Here is a 16,693-nt window from a genome sequence, read left to right as displayed (position 1 = left end):
GACCAAACCGCTCAGTAACGCGGCTCGCCCATCAGCAGTTCGGGCTGAACCTCGACCGTCTCCTGGCCGTTGGTGACCCATACATGCCCATCCTGCAGGGTGAATTGCAGGCGCATGCCGCGGTCGGTCAGGCGCGCCAGCGCCGGCGCGACCTCGGCCGCCAGGTTGATGACCGTCAGGTTGCTCTGGCGGCTCAGCTTGTCACGCATGCCGCCCCACCAGATCGATGCCGCACGTCCGTAGCTGATCACAACCACCTTGTCGGCACGACCGCAAGCCTTGCGGATCCACTTCTCGTCAGGCTGGCCCACATCGATCCAGCGCTCGATCGCACCCGTCAGGTCGCGTTGCCAGAGGTCCGGCTCGTCATCGACGCACAGGCCCTTGCCGAAACTCAATGCCGGGTCGGCGTAAAGGGCAAAGGCCAGCAGCCGCACCATCATGCGCTCATCGGTTTCGGACGGGTGGCGAGCCAGGGTCAGGCCATGATCGCCGTAATAATTGCGGTCCATGTCCGCAATCTGCAACTCGGCCTTGTAGACCGTTGCCTTCAGTGCCATGAAAATCTCAGTGTAAGGTGTCGGAAGGACGGCTGGCACGCTGCCACGCAAGCACGGCCTGTGTGGAGTGCGCCATGACCGCATCGCGGCAATCGGCAGGCAATTCGCGCGACAGTGCCCCGAACAGGGCCTGGGTTGCCTCCTGCGCAATGCCTTCGCTGGCCAGCCCTTCGGTCAGACAGCGGATCTGGATGTGTGCCAGCGCATCGGCCAGCAGCCGCCAGCCGGCTACCGGCATCTCACGCACCAGCGCCAACATCAGGCCACCGAGTTGACCCGCCAGGCGCAATGCCTCATCGCGATCCTCGGCGGCAATCGCCGAGTGCCACAGCGCAAGGTGAATACCGCGACGCAATTCAACCTTGAAATCGATCGCGCATTCCTCGCGCGCACCGAGCGCTTCGAACTGCTGCAGGAAACGCGCATCTGCCTGCGCGTCAAGCCCGGTACGCAAGGCGCCGACCAGTTCGGTCAGACCGGGGATGGCAGTCAAGCCAAAAGCACGACTCCAGGCCAGTCCCCATTGATCCGCACCCGCCAGCAGCATGGCCAGCCGCAGAGCGCCGGCCTCGTCTGCGCCGCCAGCCTGTGCCCAGTTCCGCATCGCCTCGACCAGGGCCGCCACGCCCTCACGACGCCCCGCCTCATCGGCCTCCAGCGTCAGCCGGAAGACCCGGCCGAAAGCATCTTGCGCCATCCGCGCGGCCTGGCGCTGAACGTCGGCGGAAGCGAGCGCCGCCATCGGATCGGCAGGCAGGACAGCTTGATTGGACGCAGCGGACATGATCGGCTCCGGATAAAGGGCGTGTATTGTGCCGGCCCCGGTGCGATCGGGCAAACTCAGGCAAATGACATGCGTGCGCGCAACGGGGTCACCCCCAAGAGCAGCTGCAGTTCAGGAGGCCCAGCGGAATCCCGAACGCGGCTTTTCCAGTGCGGGAACGCCTTCGCGAAAACCTTGCAACATGCGACGCATGGCGCCTGCATCCTCGTCGGTAAAGCCGCGCTTGAAATCAGTCAGGATCAGGCGTGAGCGGCTGAGCCAGTTGCCGGGAGCATCATCGATCGCACACCAGGGCGCGGTGGTGAAATCGGCTTCGTGCTGCGCCAGCCACAGCATGGATTCGCGCTCACGCAGACCGTGCAATTCGGCCCCCTGCTTGGGCAAGACGTGCGGCGTCACCCCGACAACCCGCGGACGGATGTCTTCGGCAAAGCGCGCAACCAGCTTCTGCAGCGAGAAAAGCATGCGCCAGTCAGAGGAGATGACGATGCGGACTTCCTCGAACTCCCGCACCACGGATTCGATCAGCGGCAGGCAGCGGAAATCCTCCACCTCGCCCCAAGGGTGGGTCACCCCGTCGAAATCCATGAAGACATACGTGATTCGGTCCATGCGTCACACTCTTGGAAACACCGCAATGCACAATCGTCACCGCGGGCAGGCTGGCAGCCTTGCCTGAAGGATATACCGGAAACTTTATTTTGTGCACTGCACAACAAAGATTATTCAACTACGTCTAGAATCATAGACAATTCTTGCCGGTCCCATCGTGCACCGCAACCCATTCCTTCACGACTGACTCATATTTGGAGAGCAATATGGCCGCCCCCATCGTCAACCTGGAAGGCAAGATCGGTCTCATCACCGGCATCGCCAACGAGAAATCCATCTCCACTGGCGTCGCCGAAGCCTGCGCCCAGGCTGGTGCCAAGCTGATCATCACCTACCAGAACGAAAAGACCCGTGCCTTCATCGAGCCGGTCATCGCCCGCCTTGGCGTGACCGACGCCTTCCTGCTCGACGTCACCAAGCCGGAAACCATGGATGCAGTGTTCGCCGAGATCGACGCCCGTTATGGCAAGCTCGACTTTGCCCTGCACAGCATGGCCTTTGCCAAGCGCGACGACCTGCACGGCCGCGTAGTGGATACCTCGGCCGACGGTTTCGCGCTGGCAATGGACGTATCGACCCACTCCTTCGTCCGCCTGGCCAAAAAGGTCGAGCCGCTGATGATCAAGGCCGGTGGCGGCTCGCTGGTGACGATGACCTATCTCGGCTCGGAGAAGGTCATTCCCAACTACGGCGTGATGGGCCTGTGCAAGGCCGCACTCGAGGCCGCAACCCGCTACCTTGCGGCCGAACTCGGCGAAAAGAACATCCGCGTCAATGCCGTCTCCCCTGGCCCGCTGATGACCCGTGCCGCATCGGGTATCGCCGGCTTCGACGGCCTGATGGCTGCCGCCGTCGAGCGCTCGCCGATGCACAGCCTGGTGACGCCGGAAGACATCGGTGCGCTGACCGCCTTCCTGGTGTCGGATGCCGGCCGTCTGATCTCGGGAGGCGTACACTTCGTGGATGCCGGTTACAACATCATGGGCTGACGCCCGGAGCACAACCGTGATCGATCTCGCCGAGGCACGCAGCCGCATGGGGCGCGAAGCGGTGGTCCTGCCGGACCCCGTCCCTGCGCATCCCTTGCTGGATGGCAAACCCGAGATCGGTCGCGGCGAATACTCCATCGTGATCGACAAAGGCGACGGCGAGCGGGTCTACAAGATCGTCAGTTCGCCTGCCGACTATTTCCTGTACACCGCAGACGATCGCCCGGCCGGGGAACACTTTCCTCAGGTTTATGCCGATCACGGCATCATCGGCCGCGCCGTGTCCGGCTACCCCTTTCACCTGATCGAGATGGAGCGCCTGTATCCCTTGCCGGATAACAGTCCCGCAGCCGAACTCGCCACCCGCCTGATCGAGGTCTATTGGTCGGCCTGCCAGCAGTGGAGCCAGCTCGGCATGGACATGGGACGGATTGCGCTCTACCACATGACGGTCGACCCACTGGGCGTCGGTGACAGCCTGCAGCAGGCCCTCAAGGCCCTGTCAGACTTCATCGAGGAATACCACGTGCTGCCGGACATCCTCAACGCGAACAACCTGATGATGCGCAAGGACGGCACGCTGGTGTTTTCCGATCCCGTCTTCATCGCCTGAGCGCAGCACTGTCGCACTTGAAGCGGCGCACCGGCGCGCAGTGACAGAGCCGCGCGTTATCATGTCCGCACAGGAGAGATGCATGAGTCACGATCACACCCCCACAGCACGCCCGAGCGGCATCGGCATTCCCCGCAGCGCCCCCTTTGACGCCCCTGCCTTCGAACAGGCCGTATCCGACCTGCTCAAGGCCTGCGGTATTGCACCGCAATCCAGCCATACCGCCCGCACTGCTGAACGCGTTCGTGAGTTGTGGCAGCGGCGCCTGCTGGGCGGCTACGATCTGGACCCGGCCGAAGCGCTGGGGGAAGGTTTTGAGGACAGCCGTCGCGACATGGTGGTCGTACGAGGTATCGCGATCCACGGCGTCTGCCCACATCATCTCGTCCCGTTTCGCGGCTACGCGCATGTCGCTTACCTGCCAGGCGGCAGGCTGCATGGTTTTGGCCGCATTGCCCGTCTGGTGGATGCCATTGGCCATCGCTTTACTTACCAGGAATGGATGACACGTGACATCGCCGATGCGCTCATGCAGCACGGTCAGGCTGCGGGCGCCGCCTGTGTCATCGAGGCAGAGCAGCTTTGCCTGTTGCTCGGAGAAGACCGCCGCGGCGACGAACGTGTGATCACACAGGCTTTCGCCGGCGAGTTCGAACACTCACCGCAGTGGCGCAACGAGTTCCTGCGCGCGATCGACAGCCGGACGGTCTGAACCCCTGCGTCTCGTCTCTGGAAGGAGACGGGTCAGAACAGTGAGCGGACCGTGTTGCGGTGGTGCGAGGCCAGCTCAAGCAGCACCACCTCACGTCCGAGCAGCACGACCGCCCCGCGATGGCGATCATCCCCCGAGTCCGAATACTCAAAATCGTAAGCCCGCCGCACGACCATCCGCCCGTTGTCGTCGCGCGCCAGGCGCAAACCACGCCCCACCACGGTTTCGTCCAGCAGTTGTACGCCCTCCCTGGCACAAGCTGCACGCGCGGCAGCCACACCCGCCTCACGGGCTTTCAGGCTATCGAGCCAGAACCAGGCGCCAAGACAGAGCAGGATGAGGGCAAGCAGTTCGGGGAAGGACATGTCGGCAGTCGCACAAGTTGCACCGTTCGACCGCCAGGCAAGCGGCCGATCAGCTGATCATCATGCCCCGGATCATATAGAAAATCATCGCAGCCATCAGCGCAGACGCCGGCACGGTGATGATCCAGGCCGCGGCAATGCGCAACAACTGCGAACGCTTGACCAGTTCGCGTTTATAAACCTTGCGCAGCCCCTTGCGTTCGACCTTGGAGAAGTTGGCCGGATCCTCGCTTTTCTTCGAGCGCAGTTTCAGGTCACTGAGCATCTCGCCCTTCACCTCGATCGAGGCCTTGTTAAAACGCACCAGGAAGGCATCAATCGCCGCCTGGTCACCTTCGGGGTGATGCGCCTTGATCTCGGCCACCATGCGGTCGTAATTACTCTTGAGATACTCGCGCAGGAAGCCGACACCAAACACCCCACCCACGGCGATATGCGTGGAGCTGACCGGCAGACCGAACTGACTGGCCACGATCACGGTCAGGGTGGCCGCCATCGCGATGCAATAGGCACGCATCTGGTCCAGTTCGGTGATTTCCGAGCCCACCGTACGGATGACCTTGGGGCCGAACAAGGCCAATCCCAGGGCAATTCCCAGGGCACCGATCATCATCACCCACGTCGGGATGCCCGCCTTGTCGTGAATGGCCCCCCCACTACTCACCACATCGACGATCGCAGCCAGAGGGCCGACCGCGTTGGCCACATCGTTTGAGCCATGAGCAAAACTGAGTAACGCTGCAGCGAAAATCAGCGGCACGGTAAACAGCTTGTTGACACCGCTCTTGGTATTGGCGATCACATGGGTTTCACGTCCAAGATGCCGCTTCACCAATACAAACACCAAGAACGCAATGATCAATCCGTAAACGACTGACTCGACGAAGCCCACCTTCCAGATCTTGCTGAGCCCCTTGAGCATCAGATAGCTCGAGAACGTCCAAGCCATCAGACCTACCAGTACTGGTACCATGCGTCGCGCCGCCTGTGCCATGTCCGGTTGATAGGTGATGCTACGCTTGATCAGGTACAGAAAGCCCGCCGCAACCAGCCCACCCAGTATCGGCGAGATCACCCAACTGGAAGCAATGGCCGACATCGACGACCAATTTACGATAGCGAAGCCTTTAGCCGCCACCCCAGCCCCCAGCACCGCACCCACGATCGAGTGCGTGGTCGATACCGGTGCCCCGACCGCCGTCGCGATATTCAGCCACAAGGCGCCGGCCAGCAGGGCCGATAGCATCACCCAGATGAAGGTGTCGGCAGAATCACTCAGCTTGGTCGGATCGATGATGCCGCTGCGGATGGTGCTGACGACCTCGCCACCTGCGATCAAGGCACCGGCCGCCTCGAAGATTGCCGCAATCATCAGCGCCCCCCCCAGCGTCAGGGCACGTGAGCCAACTGCAGGGCCGACGTTGTTGGCAACATCATTGGCGCCAATATTCATGGCCATGTAGCCACCGACCATCGCCGCGATGACCAGGATCATGCTGGCTTCGCCCTGCCCGCGCATGGCGGCGTAGAGCATGACGCCCACGATGAAGATCAGGCCAAGGCCAAAACGGAAAAGCTCGGTGCGACCACGCTCGGTCGCGCGCTCGATTTCACTGATATGTTGCAGTTCCACGCGGGAATATCCGGCAAAAACAAAGGCGCTATTGTTTCAGAAAAGTGACACTTGCCCCAAGGCAAATTTCACCCTTTGCCGGATCCAGGATGTGGAGGACGGTATTCGCGCAACAACCGGCAGCCGTGATCCGTTGCACAGATGTGAAACGATGACGCGGCCGCGCGTCCGGACTATAGACGGTCGTACTTGTCTGCCCGCCCGCGCGCCTTATCTACAGGATAGCGCCCGGCGTTGATCTGCATCTTCCTGCGGGCAGCGTCAGCGAGATCAACCCCCAGCACATCGCTCAGACGGATCAGGTACAACAGCACATCGGCCATCTCGAGGGCAACGGCCTCCCGCGTAGCCTCGTCGAGTGTGACGGATTGCTCCGCACTCAACCACTGGAAGTGCTCGATCAACTCGCCAGCTTCACCAGACAAGGCCATCGCAAGATTCTTCGGCGTGTGATACGGCGCCCAGTCACGCTCGTCGGCAAAACGTCGCAAGGCCAGGCGCAATTCGGTCAGGGCATCGCCACCTGTCGCATCGTCCTTCATTCGATGTGGTGCTCCAGATCAAAACCTGCATCTTCGTCCTGACGCAAGGCCTCCACCAACCAGGGCATCATCGTCTCAAGCCGCTCGGGTAGCACCCAGGGCGGATTGATGACAAACAAGCCACTACCGAACATTCCAAAGCCGTCACGCGGCGCCCCCTTGATCGCCAACCGGACATCCAGCCAGCTTTCTGCGCCCAGCGCAGCAAGGCGCTCCGGTAGCTGACGCGCCTCCGGTCGCGCCAGCAAGGGATACCACAGCACGTAGGTGCCATTGGGAAAACGCCGCATCGCATCGCGCAGGGTATCGACCGCCAACCGGTAGTCATCCTTGATCTCGTAAGGCGGATCGATCAGCACCACCGCGCGGCGTGCCGGCGGCGGCAGCAGGCTGCGCAAACCGGCAAAGCCATCCGCCTTGCGTACCTGAACACGCTCGGTCTCGGTGGAAAAGGTCTGCTGTAGCGAGACGTAGTCGGCAGGGTGCATCTCGAACAGGCGCAGCCGGTCCTGCGGACGGGCAAGGGTCATCGCGAGCGCAGGCGAGCCCGGGTAAAACACCAGACGTCCGTGCGGATTGAACTGGCGCACGGCTTTCACATAGGCGGCGAGCGGCGCAGGCAGATCACTGCGATCCCACAAACGGCCGATGCCATCAACATACTCCGACGTTTTCTCAGCCTGCTCGCTGTCCAACGCATAACAGCCTGCTCCGGCATGGGTATCGATGTAATGCCAGGGCTTGTCCTTGCGATTGTAATAATCGAGCAATTCAAGCAGCACAGTGTGCTTGAGCACATCGGCGTGGTTGCCGGCATGAAAGGCGTGACGATAACTGAGCATGGGCAGAAGGCTTGGGCGAAGGGCAGAATGCTACCACCGCAGTCGGCTCCATGCTGCACCGGGTGACACGTGGACATCACATCTGGAGACATCGGCAACTTTGCCGATACGCTAGAATCGCGCCTTCTGGCGAGTCGATCGCCCATCTGTGGAACTCATCTCATGCTGCGCATCACCGAACTCCGACTGCCACTCGAACACCTGGAAGACGCCCTCCGCCCCGCCGTCGTCAAGCGCCTGGGCATCGCCGATGGCGACCTGCTCGGATTCACCGTATTCAAGCGCAGCTATGATGCGCGCAAGAACAACGCACTGACCTTCATCTACACCATCGACGCCGATGTGCGCGATGAAGCGAAAGTTCTCAAGCACTTCGCTGGTGATCGCCACATCAATCCCGCACCCGACACCCGCTACCACTTCGTTGCGCAGGCCAGCACGCCGCCTGCGCACCGGCCTCTGGTGATCGGCTTCGGCCCCTGTGGCATCTTTGCCGCGCTGATCCTGGCGCAGTCCGGTTTCCGCCCGATCGTGCTGGAGCGCGGCAAGGCAGTGCGCGAACGGACCAAGGATACCTGGGGTCTGTGGCGCAAGAACGTGCTCAATCCCGAATCCAATGTTCAGTTTGGCGAGGGCGGAGCGGGCACCTTCTCCGACGGCAAGCTCTACAGCCAGATCAAGGATCCGAAACACTACGGACGAAAGGTGCTGACCGAATTCGTCAAGGCCGGCGCCCCGGAGGAAATCCTCTACGTCAGCAAGCCGCACATCGGCACCTTCCGCCTGGTTGGCATGGTCGAGAACATGCGTGCGGAAATCGAATCGCTCGGCGGCGAGATCCGCTTCCAGCAACGCGTGGTTGATGTGCTGATCGAGGATGGACATTTACGCGGGGTGGTGCTAGACAGCGGCGAGCAGATCCGCAGCGATCACGTCGTCCTTGCCCTCGGCCACAGCGCCCGGGACACTTTCGAGATGCTGCACGAACGCGGCGTGTTCATGGAGGCCAAACCGTTCTCGGTCGGTTTCCGCATCGAGCATCCCCAGTCGCTGATCGACAAGGCCCGTCTCGGCAAGTATGCCGGCCACCCCCTGCTTGGCGCTGCCGACTACAAGATCGTGCACCATGCGCGGAATGGGCGCGCGGTGTACAGCTTCTGTATGTGCCCGGGCGGCACGGTCGTAGCCGCCACTTCGGAGCCGAACCGGGTCGTGACCAATGGCATGAGCCAGTATTCCCGTAACGAGCGTAATGCCAATGCCGGCATCGTCGTGGGTATCACGCCGGACGACTACCCCGGCGGTCCGCTGGCCGGCATTGCCCTGCAGCGTGCGCTGGAATCCCGCGCTTTCGAACTGGGTGGCGGCACCTACGAAGCCCCTGGCCAGCTGGTCGGCGATTTCATCACCGGGCGGCCATCAACGGCACTCGGCTCGGTCGAACCGTCGTACAAGCCTGGCGTCAAGCTTGGTGACCTTTCGACCGCCCTGCCTGGCTACGCCATCGAAGCCATGCGCGAAGCCCTGCCCGCCTTTGACCGCCAGATCAAGGGCTTTGCCATGCACGACGCCGTACTGACCGGCGTCGAAACCCGGACCTCGTCACCCCTGCGCCTGACCCGCGGCGAGAACTGCCAGAGCCTGAACGTCAAAGGCTTGTACCCGGCTGGCGAGGGCGCTGGTTACGCTGGCGGCATTTTGTCTGCTGGCGTGGACGGCATCCGCGTGGCAGAAGCGGTCGCACTGGCGATCAGCAACGGCCGCTGACCCCCCAGACACGACAAACGGGTCTCCTACCGGCTGCGTCAGAAATCCAGCCTCAAGGAGACCCAATGTCGGGTATGTACGATGCGATCGTCCGGATCTCCTTCCCACTTGAACTCCCCGTGCCTACCGTTGATCGACTGGGCCGTGTAGGCCAGTTCGCCGCGTTGACCGGCAATATTGAAGGGATAGCCCAGACGCATGTCGAAGCGACGGTAGAAATCCACTGCCGTGTTGCGCGTCCATTTCATGCTATCCACCCAGTAGCCCGCCAGGGAAAAATCCACCCCCCAAGGCAGGCGCTGCATCAGCAGCAAGGACGTTGATCTGCGGGGGGCTGACTGCTCGGTCTGCGCCTCGACGCGGAAGCGATCATATATGCCCTCGAGAGTCAGCAAGGATGGATCCGCCAGCGCCGAATCAAGGAAAGTGGAGTCAATGCGGGTGAAGGCTTGGCCAAACATCACCCGAGTCGAATCAAAAGGCTGCCAGCGCCATTGATACTCCAGCCCGCGAATGGTCACACGCTGGATCTCGGTCAAGGTGTATGGCGCAGCACAACCTGCAGTCGGCGGATAGTCACACAGCACCGGTTCGGAGATGAAACGCCTGACCTCGTAAAGACGATTCGGAATACGCTCACGGAACAGACGCACATCCAGGTTGCTGCGCAACGCGCGGAATTCACCCAAATATGCCAATTCAATGGTGTTGATTTCTTCAGGCTTCAGGTTCTCATTGCCGTAATAGAGCCTGCGATACGGATTCGGAGAAGGCAAAGGCGCCCCATTCGTCGTTGCATAAGGCTCAACCAGATAGTTTCCCCGATAATCGAGCGTACTCGCAGTGCGGTAGGCACGAGAGGCGCCGATACGTACGGTATGCTCGGGTGCCAGATGGAAGCTGGTACTGACCCTCGGTGCGAAATTCCGCCCGGCCATCGAGTCGTACTCGCTTGCCGCGCCCAGATTGGTCGTTATCCATCCAGCAGGACGCCATTCCAGGTTGCCGAAAACACGGGCAACCCTGCGATACTCCGTACCCAGGCCATGCAGCATCTGTTCCGATCGGGCGCTATCCAACCGATAGCCGCCTCCCCACACTACGCGGGCATCCTCTGCCAACGCAAACGTATGCTGACCTTCGAGTTCATGACGTGCCCCCAGCCCACCGAATGCATCGACCCTGATGAGCAGGTTCCCCAACGCGACGTCATGGGCTTCCGACCCACGATCTTCCGTGTATGCATAGCGCAACTGGAAATCAGACGAATCGTCCAGTACCCGGCGCCACGAAGCCTGGAAATGAGTGTTCGACTGAGTAAAGTTTCGCAGTGGATTATCCACCTCCTCCTTTCCCGTCAGAACCTCGATCCAGCGCCCGTCAACGAATACATCTTCGGTATCCAGACGCCCGCGACGCGTTACGGCATCCACATGCCCAAGACTAAGCTTGAGCTCATCCCGATGGCTCAGCCAGAAATCTGCACGTAGGGTAAACAAACGCGACCGGAACGAATCCTGCCAATTGAAACGGTCGTTGAGTCCGTCGTCGTCCTTGGACTGGTAGCTCAGACGGAAATCCCCTGCGCTCCCCAAGCGCCCCCCTGTACGCACCATGACATCACGTACCCCCTGGTTACCGTGATTGACGCCTACGGAAGTGCCATGGGTGAGAGCAGGATCCACGGTGATGATATTGATCACCCCCATGAAGGCATTCGAACCGTAGGAAACTGCATTAGACCCACGCACCACCTCGATACGCTCGATATCATCCAGCGTCACGGGCAGCGTAGCCCAGTTCACCCCGCCCCGAAACAATGGCGAGTAGAGGGAACGCCCATCGATCATGACTTGGAGTCGGGGCGAGAACTCATCGTCGGACAAGCCGTGATAGGTTACCCGCGCGGCATCGGTGGTATTGGGGAAGGTCTGAAATCCGGGAATCAGGCGGAAGACATCGTTGAGATCGCGAGCACCACTACCCTTGATCATGTCGCGATCAATGACCGTCACAGAGGCTGACGCATCTTCTACACGCTGTGGCAGGCGGCTGACCGAAGCGACGATCGGCAGATCACTGAAGAACAGGTCATCGTCGGAGAAGGCATGGGCCTCCCCCCCCAGCAGTGACAGCGCCGCAAATAGACCAGACACAGAAAGCCCTGCCTTACGCGGAAATCGCCGCCGGCAGAAAAGCCTGGACACATCGGCAAGCGCAATCTCCCCCTTGCCCACCATCACACATCGCAACGCTTGCACCACCAATTGATCGCCCAGCCTCAGATTTTCCAAGCTTTGGCACCCGCCTCCGGACACCTCCACACATCCCGCCCATAAGGGCCTTACAACAGGCCACAGGAAACAACTGCCCCCGAACCCAGGCATCGTCAAAAAAAGACAGCGCCATCATTGGGGGCTATTACTATAGTAACAGGCTGGAAACGATTGTAACCGGCTTGTATCGCGTGGTGTAAACAGATAAATAGCCTGCCCTGCAGAGAAAGACGGATCACGTCATCATATCGGGAATGACAGACTCGCCACGACGAAAAGCGTCACTGAACCGGTCCAGACCGTGGCTACCGCCATTGACCAGGCGACGGGCGTGACGCAAATCCCCCTCCAGCAGCGCTCGCTTGACCTGAACCTCCTTGTCCTTCAGAAAGGCGGCCAGCAGACGGCCGGCAATCAACGGATCCGAAGCCAGTTCAGGGTTGTCGATCAGGCCCTGTCCCAAACCAAGCTGTTCACTGTATCGCTGGTAGTTGAACCGCCCGGTCAGCTGAATGTAGCCACGACCACGAAAACGCTCCCCATCAGGGGCTCCCCGATTACCCAGATCGCGGCGATTATCGTAAAGATCAAAGGGATGGCCACGCGGCGAAGTGTTGTAACGCGACAAACCCTCTGCCACTGGCTTGAAGCTCTCGGTCTCTGCACGGATCGTTGCCATCGCCATCAAAACCATCGGTTTGTCGGTCAGCCCATATTCGGACAAAGCTGTCGTCACCGGCGGCAGATTCTCGATGATGTTGCCGATGGGCGTAAAGGGAAACATCTGCGAAACAGCTTGAACACTGACGCCAGGCAGCACATCCGGCCAGATGTCAGCAGGTTTGGCCAGTTCGAGCGCAGCGAGTGACCGCGGGCCGGCAATGCCGTCCGACACCAAACCCTCGCTGAGTTGAAAGGCAATTAATGCCGCCTCAGTCCCACCACCGAAATCTCCGTCGACCAATCCAGGATCGAAACCCCGGGCCTTGAGCTGCTTTTGCAGACGCTTGACCGCCGCGCCTTTCATTCCCCGCTTGAGCATCGCCATTGCCGTCCCCTCCCTTGAGCATGACAATCCCAATATAGGTCAGGCGGCAGGACAAATCAGGCAGGTATCGGGCAGAGGTCTCAGAGCATGGAGCAGTGATTCCGCTCAGAAATCGAGGCGCAAACTAACCCACTGACGGGTATCGACAACGCGATCCGCGGGACTGCCGTCCGCCTTGAATTCGCCATGAGCGCCATTGATCGATTGTGCGGTGTAGGCGATCTCGCCCTTCTGCCCCCCGATATTGAAGGGGTAGCCCAGACGCAGATCGAAGCGACGGTAGGCATCCACCGCGGTATTCTGCGTCCATTTCATGAACTCCATCCAGTATCCGGCGATCGACAGATCCACACCACCGGGCAAGCGCTGCATGAGCAGCACAGAGCTGCTGCGACGCGGTGCCGAACGCTCGGTATGCTCATCAATCCGCCCCGCCCTCCATGCCAGCCATGGTGAAGCTGCCAGCGCCTCTGCACGGTAGTCGGATGAGATGTCAGTCCAGGCCTGACTCAGCACAATCCGGGTCGAATCGAACGGCTGCCAACGCAGCTGGTACTCCAGACCGTCAATTTCCAGATCCTGGATCGGCATGGTGGTGTAGGCATTGCCGCAACTCGCAATCGGCGCAACGCCACAGACCTCCACCTGCACATTGAACAGACGCCCCTTGACTCTCTCCCGGTACAGGCGAACATCCAGACTGGCATGTACAGCCGGCCACTCTCCCAGGTAGGCCAGCTCAGCCGTATCCACCCGCTCCTGCGGCAGGTCCGGATCCCCGATGTACGACCGACCCAAGATCACGGGTGAATCCAGCGGGGTACCATCTGCCAATGCAAATCCTCGTACCACCCAGTCACCGCGGTAATCGACAATACCTGCGGTTCGGTACGAACGCGAACCTCCCAGTCGGATCGTATGCGCCGGCGACAGGTGGAAACTTGTGCTCAACCGTGGGGAAAAGTTACGTCCGGCCATCGAGTCATACTCGGTTGCGGCCCCCAGGTTACCCGTAAACCAGGTCAGCGGCTTCCATTCGGCGTTGGCGAATAGTCGCGATACACGACGACTAACCTCATCCCGACCCTCGATGTAGGTATCCGAACGCAGGCTGTCTATCCGGTGTCCAGCCCCCCACACCAGGCGCATCGAATCGATTGGCGAGAACATGTGCTGCCCTTCGAGCTCATGCCGGCTTCCCTGGTCCCCGTAGAGATCGATCGATGCCAGATAATTGACACCGCTCAGCCTACGCCGCTCGACATGCTGCTCTGACCCGCGATCCTGAGTGAAGGAATAGCGCAACTGAACATCCGAATCCACGCCCAGCGCTCTACGCCAGAGCGCCTGCAACTGCGTTGATGACTGATCAAAGTAACGGAACGGGTTTCCGGGAGACTCTCCACCCAGCAGCACCCCGCCACTTTGCGCCAGCCTGCCCAAACGCGTCCGCGCTTCGACATGCCCCAGGCTGAGCATCAACTGATCCGCCGGGGTCAGCCAGAAATCCGCATGCAGGTTGAACAGGCGGGACCGGAACATGTCCTTCCAGTCGAACTGGTCCTCCAGTCCGTCATCGTCCCTGGACTGGTATGTAAAGCGAAAATCACCGCTTTCCCCCAAACGTCCCCCGGAACGGAGGGTCAGGTCGCGCACGCCCTGATTGCCGTAGTTGACGCCCACCGACACGCCCCTGACCAACGCAGGATCAACAGTGATGATGTTGATCACGCCGAGGAAGGCATTCGAACCATAGGAGACGGAATTCGACCCCCTCACCACCTCGATGCGTTCGATATCCTCGATCGCAACCGGCAACGTTGCCCAGTTGATACCATTGCGGAACAGCGGAGAATACTGCGACCGGCCATCGATCAGCACCTGCACCCGCGGTGCAAAATCCTCATCGGTCAAGCCGTGATAGGTCACCCGGGCCGCATCGGTATTGTTGGGATAGGTCTGAAATCCGGGCACCAGCCGGAATATATCGTTCAGGTCACGTGCGCCGCTGGCCTTGATCATGTCACGATCGATCACCGTCACCGACGCCGACGCGTCAGCCAAGCGTTGAGGCAAACGGCTGACCGAGGCCACGATCGGCAAGTCGCTGAAGAAAAGATCATCATCAGCCGCCCAGACCACAGCCTTTGGCCATGCAAGCGCCATGACTGCCACAGCAACACACGCACCTCTGCGAGGGATAGCCAGATCAGGATGATCCGAAACCTTGAACAGTTTGTGTTGGACTTGAGGCTTCACAAATACTCGCAAAAATAATCTCCGGCATCCAGTACCAGCCTGGCACCGTGAAAGCCTGTTTCAATCCGCCCGCCAATGCTGAACACAACAGCCTGCATCAAGACACGGACACGTTTGCCAAAACTATATCAAAAGTAATAGTTACAAACCTACAGGAAAGCAAGATTCAGATGCCGTACCGACCGACTCAAGTTCCCAGCAGGCGACGCAGATTGTTCGGCAAGACGAACTGGGCGCGGTGGATGTCGCCGTTATAGTACTTCAGCCCGTCCACCCCTCGTTCGCGCACACGCTGATCCAGGTTATGTGGTTGACATGCAGCAGGATCCAGGCTTGCCGAAGCCGTCGCCAGCCCCCACAAACTGCCATACAACGGGATATAGAGGAAATAGGGGCTTACCACCGCAAAGGTCGCCCTCAAGGCATTCACCACTGCGCGGACCTGAGCGGGTTGAAAGACGGGCGACCCCAGATGCAGGCTCAACACACCACCAGGTGAAAGCAGACGCGAACACGCCTCAAAAAAGGGCTCGCGATAAAGCGCATCGGCGGGCCCGCCCGGATCGGTCAGGTCGAGCACGATCAGGTCATATGCATCCCCAGTTGCCGCTGCCTCAACCGTCACATGGTGAAAGCCATCGCCGATGACGAGCTCTACCCGGGGATCGTCCAGCGCCCCGCAATGCACGCCTGATAGATGACGCCTGGCCAGCTCGACCACGCACGCATCAAGCTCCACCAGACGAATCTGCTCGATGCTGGCGTATTTCAGCAACTCCTTGGCGGCGCCACCATCACCACCGCCGATGATCAGCGCCCGCCGGACACCGGCATGCGCCATCGCGGGAACATGAACGACGTTCTCGTGGTAGTAGAACTCGTCGGCCTCCGAGCTCATGAAGCATCCGTCAAGGCGAAACAGCGTCCCAAACTGCGGGGTGTCCCACACCTCGTAGCGCTGAAAGCTCGACTGCCCCTGCTCCAGCAGACGTGCCCCCTGCAGAAAGAAGCCCACGTGTTCGTTGAGCCGCTCGATGATCAGCCCCTCTTCGCCCATCCGCTCCAAATCACCCATGTGACTCACCCCGCTCGCCCGTGGACGCTTCCTTGACCGCAAACGCCATGAGTTCAGGATAAAAACGCAGAAAGCCCGCTTCCAGCGCCATCCAGCGCGCCTGATCCAGAGACCCGACGCCATCCCCCAGGGGCACCGGCTGCCGCAGCCGACGCCCGATGCCATCCAGCGCCCGCTGCACATCCGCGACCTCTGCATAGCTGGAGAGCCAATCCTGCTCCGCCATCCGGATCAGCACAGGCGGCAGGGCAGGCGCATGCCCCGCACGACCTGCGTCATAGTCGAACAGGGCCTGATAATGATTGTCCAGAAACGTCCGCATCGGCAGCACCTCGAAACGCGCCCAGTGCCTGCTCAACAGGTGGTCGTAAAGCACATCGACCAGAATGCCCCCATAGCGTCGCCACGGCGCCTCGAAAGCGCGCACCGCCGCACGATGTTCCGGATGCGCATCGGTGAAGCCGTCAATACTCCGGTGCAGGCGGATGCCTGTCGCAATGGACGACGGCAGTGCATCCGGCACGGGCCCCTTGACGAAATCCCCCAGCAGATTCCCGACTGGCGAGGTACCCGTCAGATAAGCCAGATGCAGGTGCGCCAGAAAGTTCATTGCATG

The 16,693-nt window shown here is 60.7% G+C and carries 16 protein-coding genes; 4 read left to right on the top strand and 12 right to left on the bottom strand.

From position 1 onward, the window contains the following. Positions 1–11 precede the first annotated feature (11 nt). The 3 genes from DNK49_RS20595 to DNK49_RS20585 form a co-directional block, all read right to left on the bottom strand. Positions 12–560: a YaeQ family protein gene (locus tag DNK49_RS20595; protein WP_110529270.1), complete on the bottom strand. Its 549-nt coding sequence runs from the start codon at positions 558–560 to the stop codon at positions 12–14. A gap of 7 nt (positions 561–567) precedes the next feature. Next, positions 568–1,344 (bottom strand): hypothetical protein, encoded by a 777-nt coding sequence (locus DNK49_RS20590; protein WP_110529267.1) that lies wholly within the window; start codon positions 1,342–1,344, stop codon positions 568–570. A 111-nt stretch (positions 1,345–1,455) separates the two neighbouring features. Beyond that, positions 1,456–1,956: an HAD domain-containing protein gene (locus DNK49_RS20585; RefSeq protein WP_110529263.1), complete on the bottom strand. Its 501-nt coding sequence runs from the start codon at positions 1,954–1,956 to the stop codon at positions 1,456–1,458. Positions 1,957–2,162: 206 nt separating this feature from the next. Here DNK49_RS20585 and fabI point away from each other — a divergent pair, with 206 nt between their 5' ends. The 3 genes from fabI to folE all read left to right on the top strand — a co-directional run bounded on the left by fabI (position 2,163) and on the right by folE (position 4,270). Then, a complete protein-coding gene (fabI, locus tag DNK49_RS20580; protein ID WP_110529261.1) occupies positions 2,163–2,945 on the top strand; it encodes an enoyl-ACP reductase FabI in 783 nt (260 codons plus the stop codon). Positions 2,946–2,961: 16 nt separating this feature from the next. Next, on the top strand, positions 2,962–3,558 hold the full coding sequence (locus DNK49_RS20575) for a hypothetical protein (protein ID WP_110529258.1): 597 nt from the start codon (positions 2,962–2,964) through the stop codon (positions 3,556–3,558). Between the two features lie 82 nt (positions 3,559–3,640). Next, positions 3,641–4,270 carry a GTP cyclohydrolase I FolE gene (gene folE, locus DNK49_RS20570; RefSeq protein ID WP_243632462.1) on the top strand — a complete coding sequence of 210 codons (630 nt, stop codon included), beginning with the start codon at positions 3,641–3,643 and terminating at the stop codon, positions 4,268–4,270. A 32-nt stretch (positions 4,271–4,302) separates the two neighbouring features. Here the strand turns inward: folE and DNK49_RS20565 are convergent, their stop codons facing one another. The 4 genes from DNK49_RS20565 to DNK49_RS20550 form a co-directional block, all read right to left on the bottom strand. After that, on the bottom strand, positions 4,303–4,635 hold the full coding sequence (locus DNK49_RS20565; protein ID WP_110529252.1) for a DUF3301 domain-containing protein: 333 nt from the start codon (positions 4,633–4,635) through the stop codon (positions 4,303–4,305). Between the two features lie 49 nt (positions 4,636–4,684). Next, positions 4,685–6,268, bottom strand: coding sequence for an inorganic phosphate transporter (locus DNK49_RS20560; RefSeq protein ID WP_110529250.1), 1,584 nt, complete (start codon positions 6,266–6,268; stop codon positions 4,685–4,687). 173 nt (positions 6,269–6,441) lie between these two features. Next, the gene (locus DNK49_RS20555; RefSeq protein ID WP_110529247.1) at positions 6,442–6,810 is read right to left on the bottom strand and encodes a nucleotide pyrophosphohydrolase; all 369 of its coding nucleotides are present in this window, start codon (positions 6,808–6,810) and stop codon (positions 6,442–6,444) included. Then, positions 6,807–7,652, bottom strand: coding sequence for a 23S rRNA (adenine(2030)-N(6))-methyltransferase RlmJ (locus DNK49_RS20550; RefSeq protein ID WP_110529244.1), 846 nt, complete (start codon positions 7,650–7,652; stop codon positions 6,807–6,809). The genes DNK49_RS20555 and DNK49_RS20550 overlap by 4 nt, the downstream gene beginning before the upstream one ends. A gap of 162 nt (positions 7,653–7,814) precedes the next feature. On the opposite strand from DNK49_RS20550, the gene DNK49_RS20545 reads away from it, so the two are divergent. Continuing rightward, on the top strand, positions 7,815–9,419 hold the full coding sequence (locus DNK49_RS20545; protein WP_110529242.1) for an NAD(P)/FAD-dependent oxidoreductase: 1,605 nt from the start codon (positions 7,815–7,817) through the stop codon (positions 9,417–9,419). A gap of 38 nt (positions 9,420–9,457) precedes the next feature. On the opposite strand, the gene DNK49_RS20540 is transcribed toward DNK49_RS20545, so the two are convergent. The 5 genes from DNK49_RS20540 to DNK49_RS20520 form a co-directional block, all read right to left on the bottom strand. After that, a complete protein-coding gene (locus DNK49_RS20540; protein ID WP_243632461.1) occupies positions 9,458–11,575 on the bottom strand; it encodes a TonB-dependent receptor plug domain-containing protein in 2,118 nt (705 codons plus the stop codon). 355 nt (positions 11,576–11,930) lie between these two features. Continuing rightward, a complete protein-coding gene (locus DNK49_RS20535; RefSeq protein ID WP_110529239.1) occupies positions 11,931–12,743 on the bottom strand; it encodes a peptidoglycan-binding protein in 813 nt (270 codons plus the stop codon). 105 nt (positions 12,744–12,848) lie between these two features. Further along, positions 12,849–14,909 carry a TonB-dependent receptor plug domain-containing protein gene (locus DNK49_RS20530; RefSeq protein ID WP_110529236.1) on the bottom strand — a complete coding sequence of 687 codons (2,061 nt, stop codon included), beginning with the start codon at positions 14,907–14,909 and terminating at the stop codon, positions 12,849–12,851. A gap of 280 nt (positions 14,910–15,189) precedes the next feature. Beyond that, positions 15,190–16,077 (bottom strand): polyamine aminopropyltransferase, encoded by an 888-nt coding sequence (gene speE / locus DNK49_RS20525; protein ID WP_110529232.1) that lies wholly within the window; start codon positions 16,075–16,077, stop codon positions 15,190–15,192. Next, positions 16,070–16,687, bottom strand: coding sequence for an acyl carrier protein phosphodiesterase (locus tag DNK49_RS20520; protein ID WP_110529228.1), 618 nt, complete (start codon positions 16,685–16,687; stop codon positions 16,070–16,072). Before DNK49_RS20520 ends, speE begins: the two co-directional genes overlap by 8 nt. Between the last annotated feature and the right edge of the window lie 6 nt (positions 16,688–16,693).

The organism is Parazoarcus communis SWub3 = DSM 12120 (assembly GCF_003226565.1).
GTDB lineage: Bacteria > Pseudomonadota > Gammaproteobacteria > Burkholderiales > Rhodocyclaceae > Parazoarcus > Parazoarcus communis.
The sequence above is the reverse complement of the archived record's forward strand: the minus strand, read 5'-3'. Positions and strand labels throughout refer to the sequence as shown.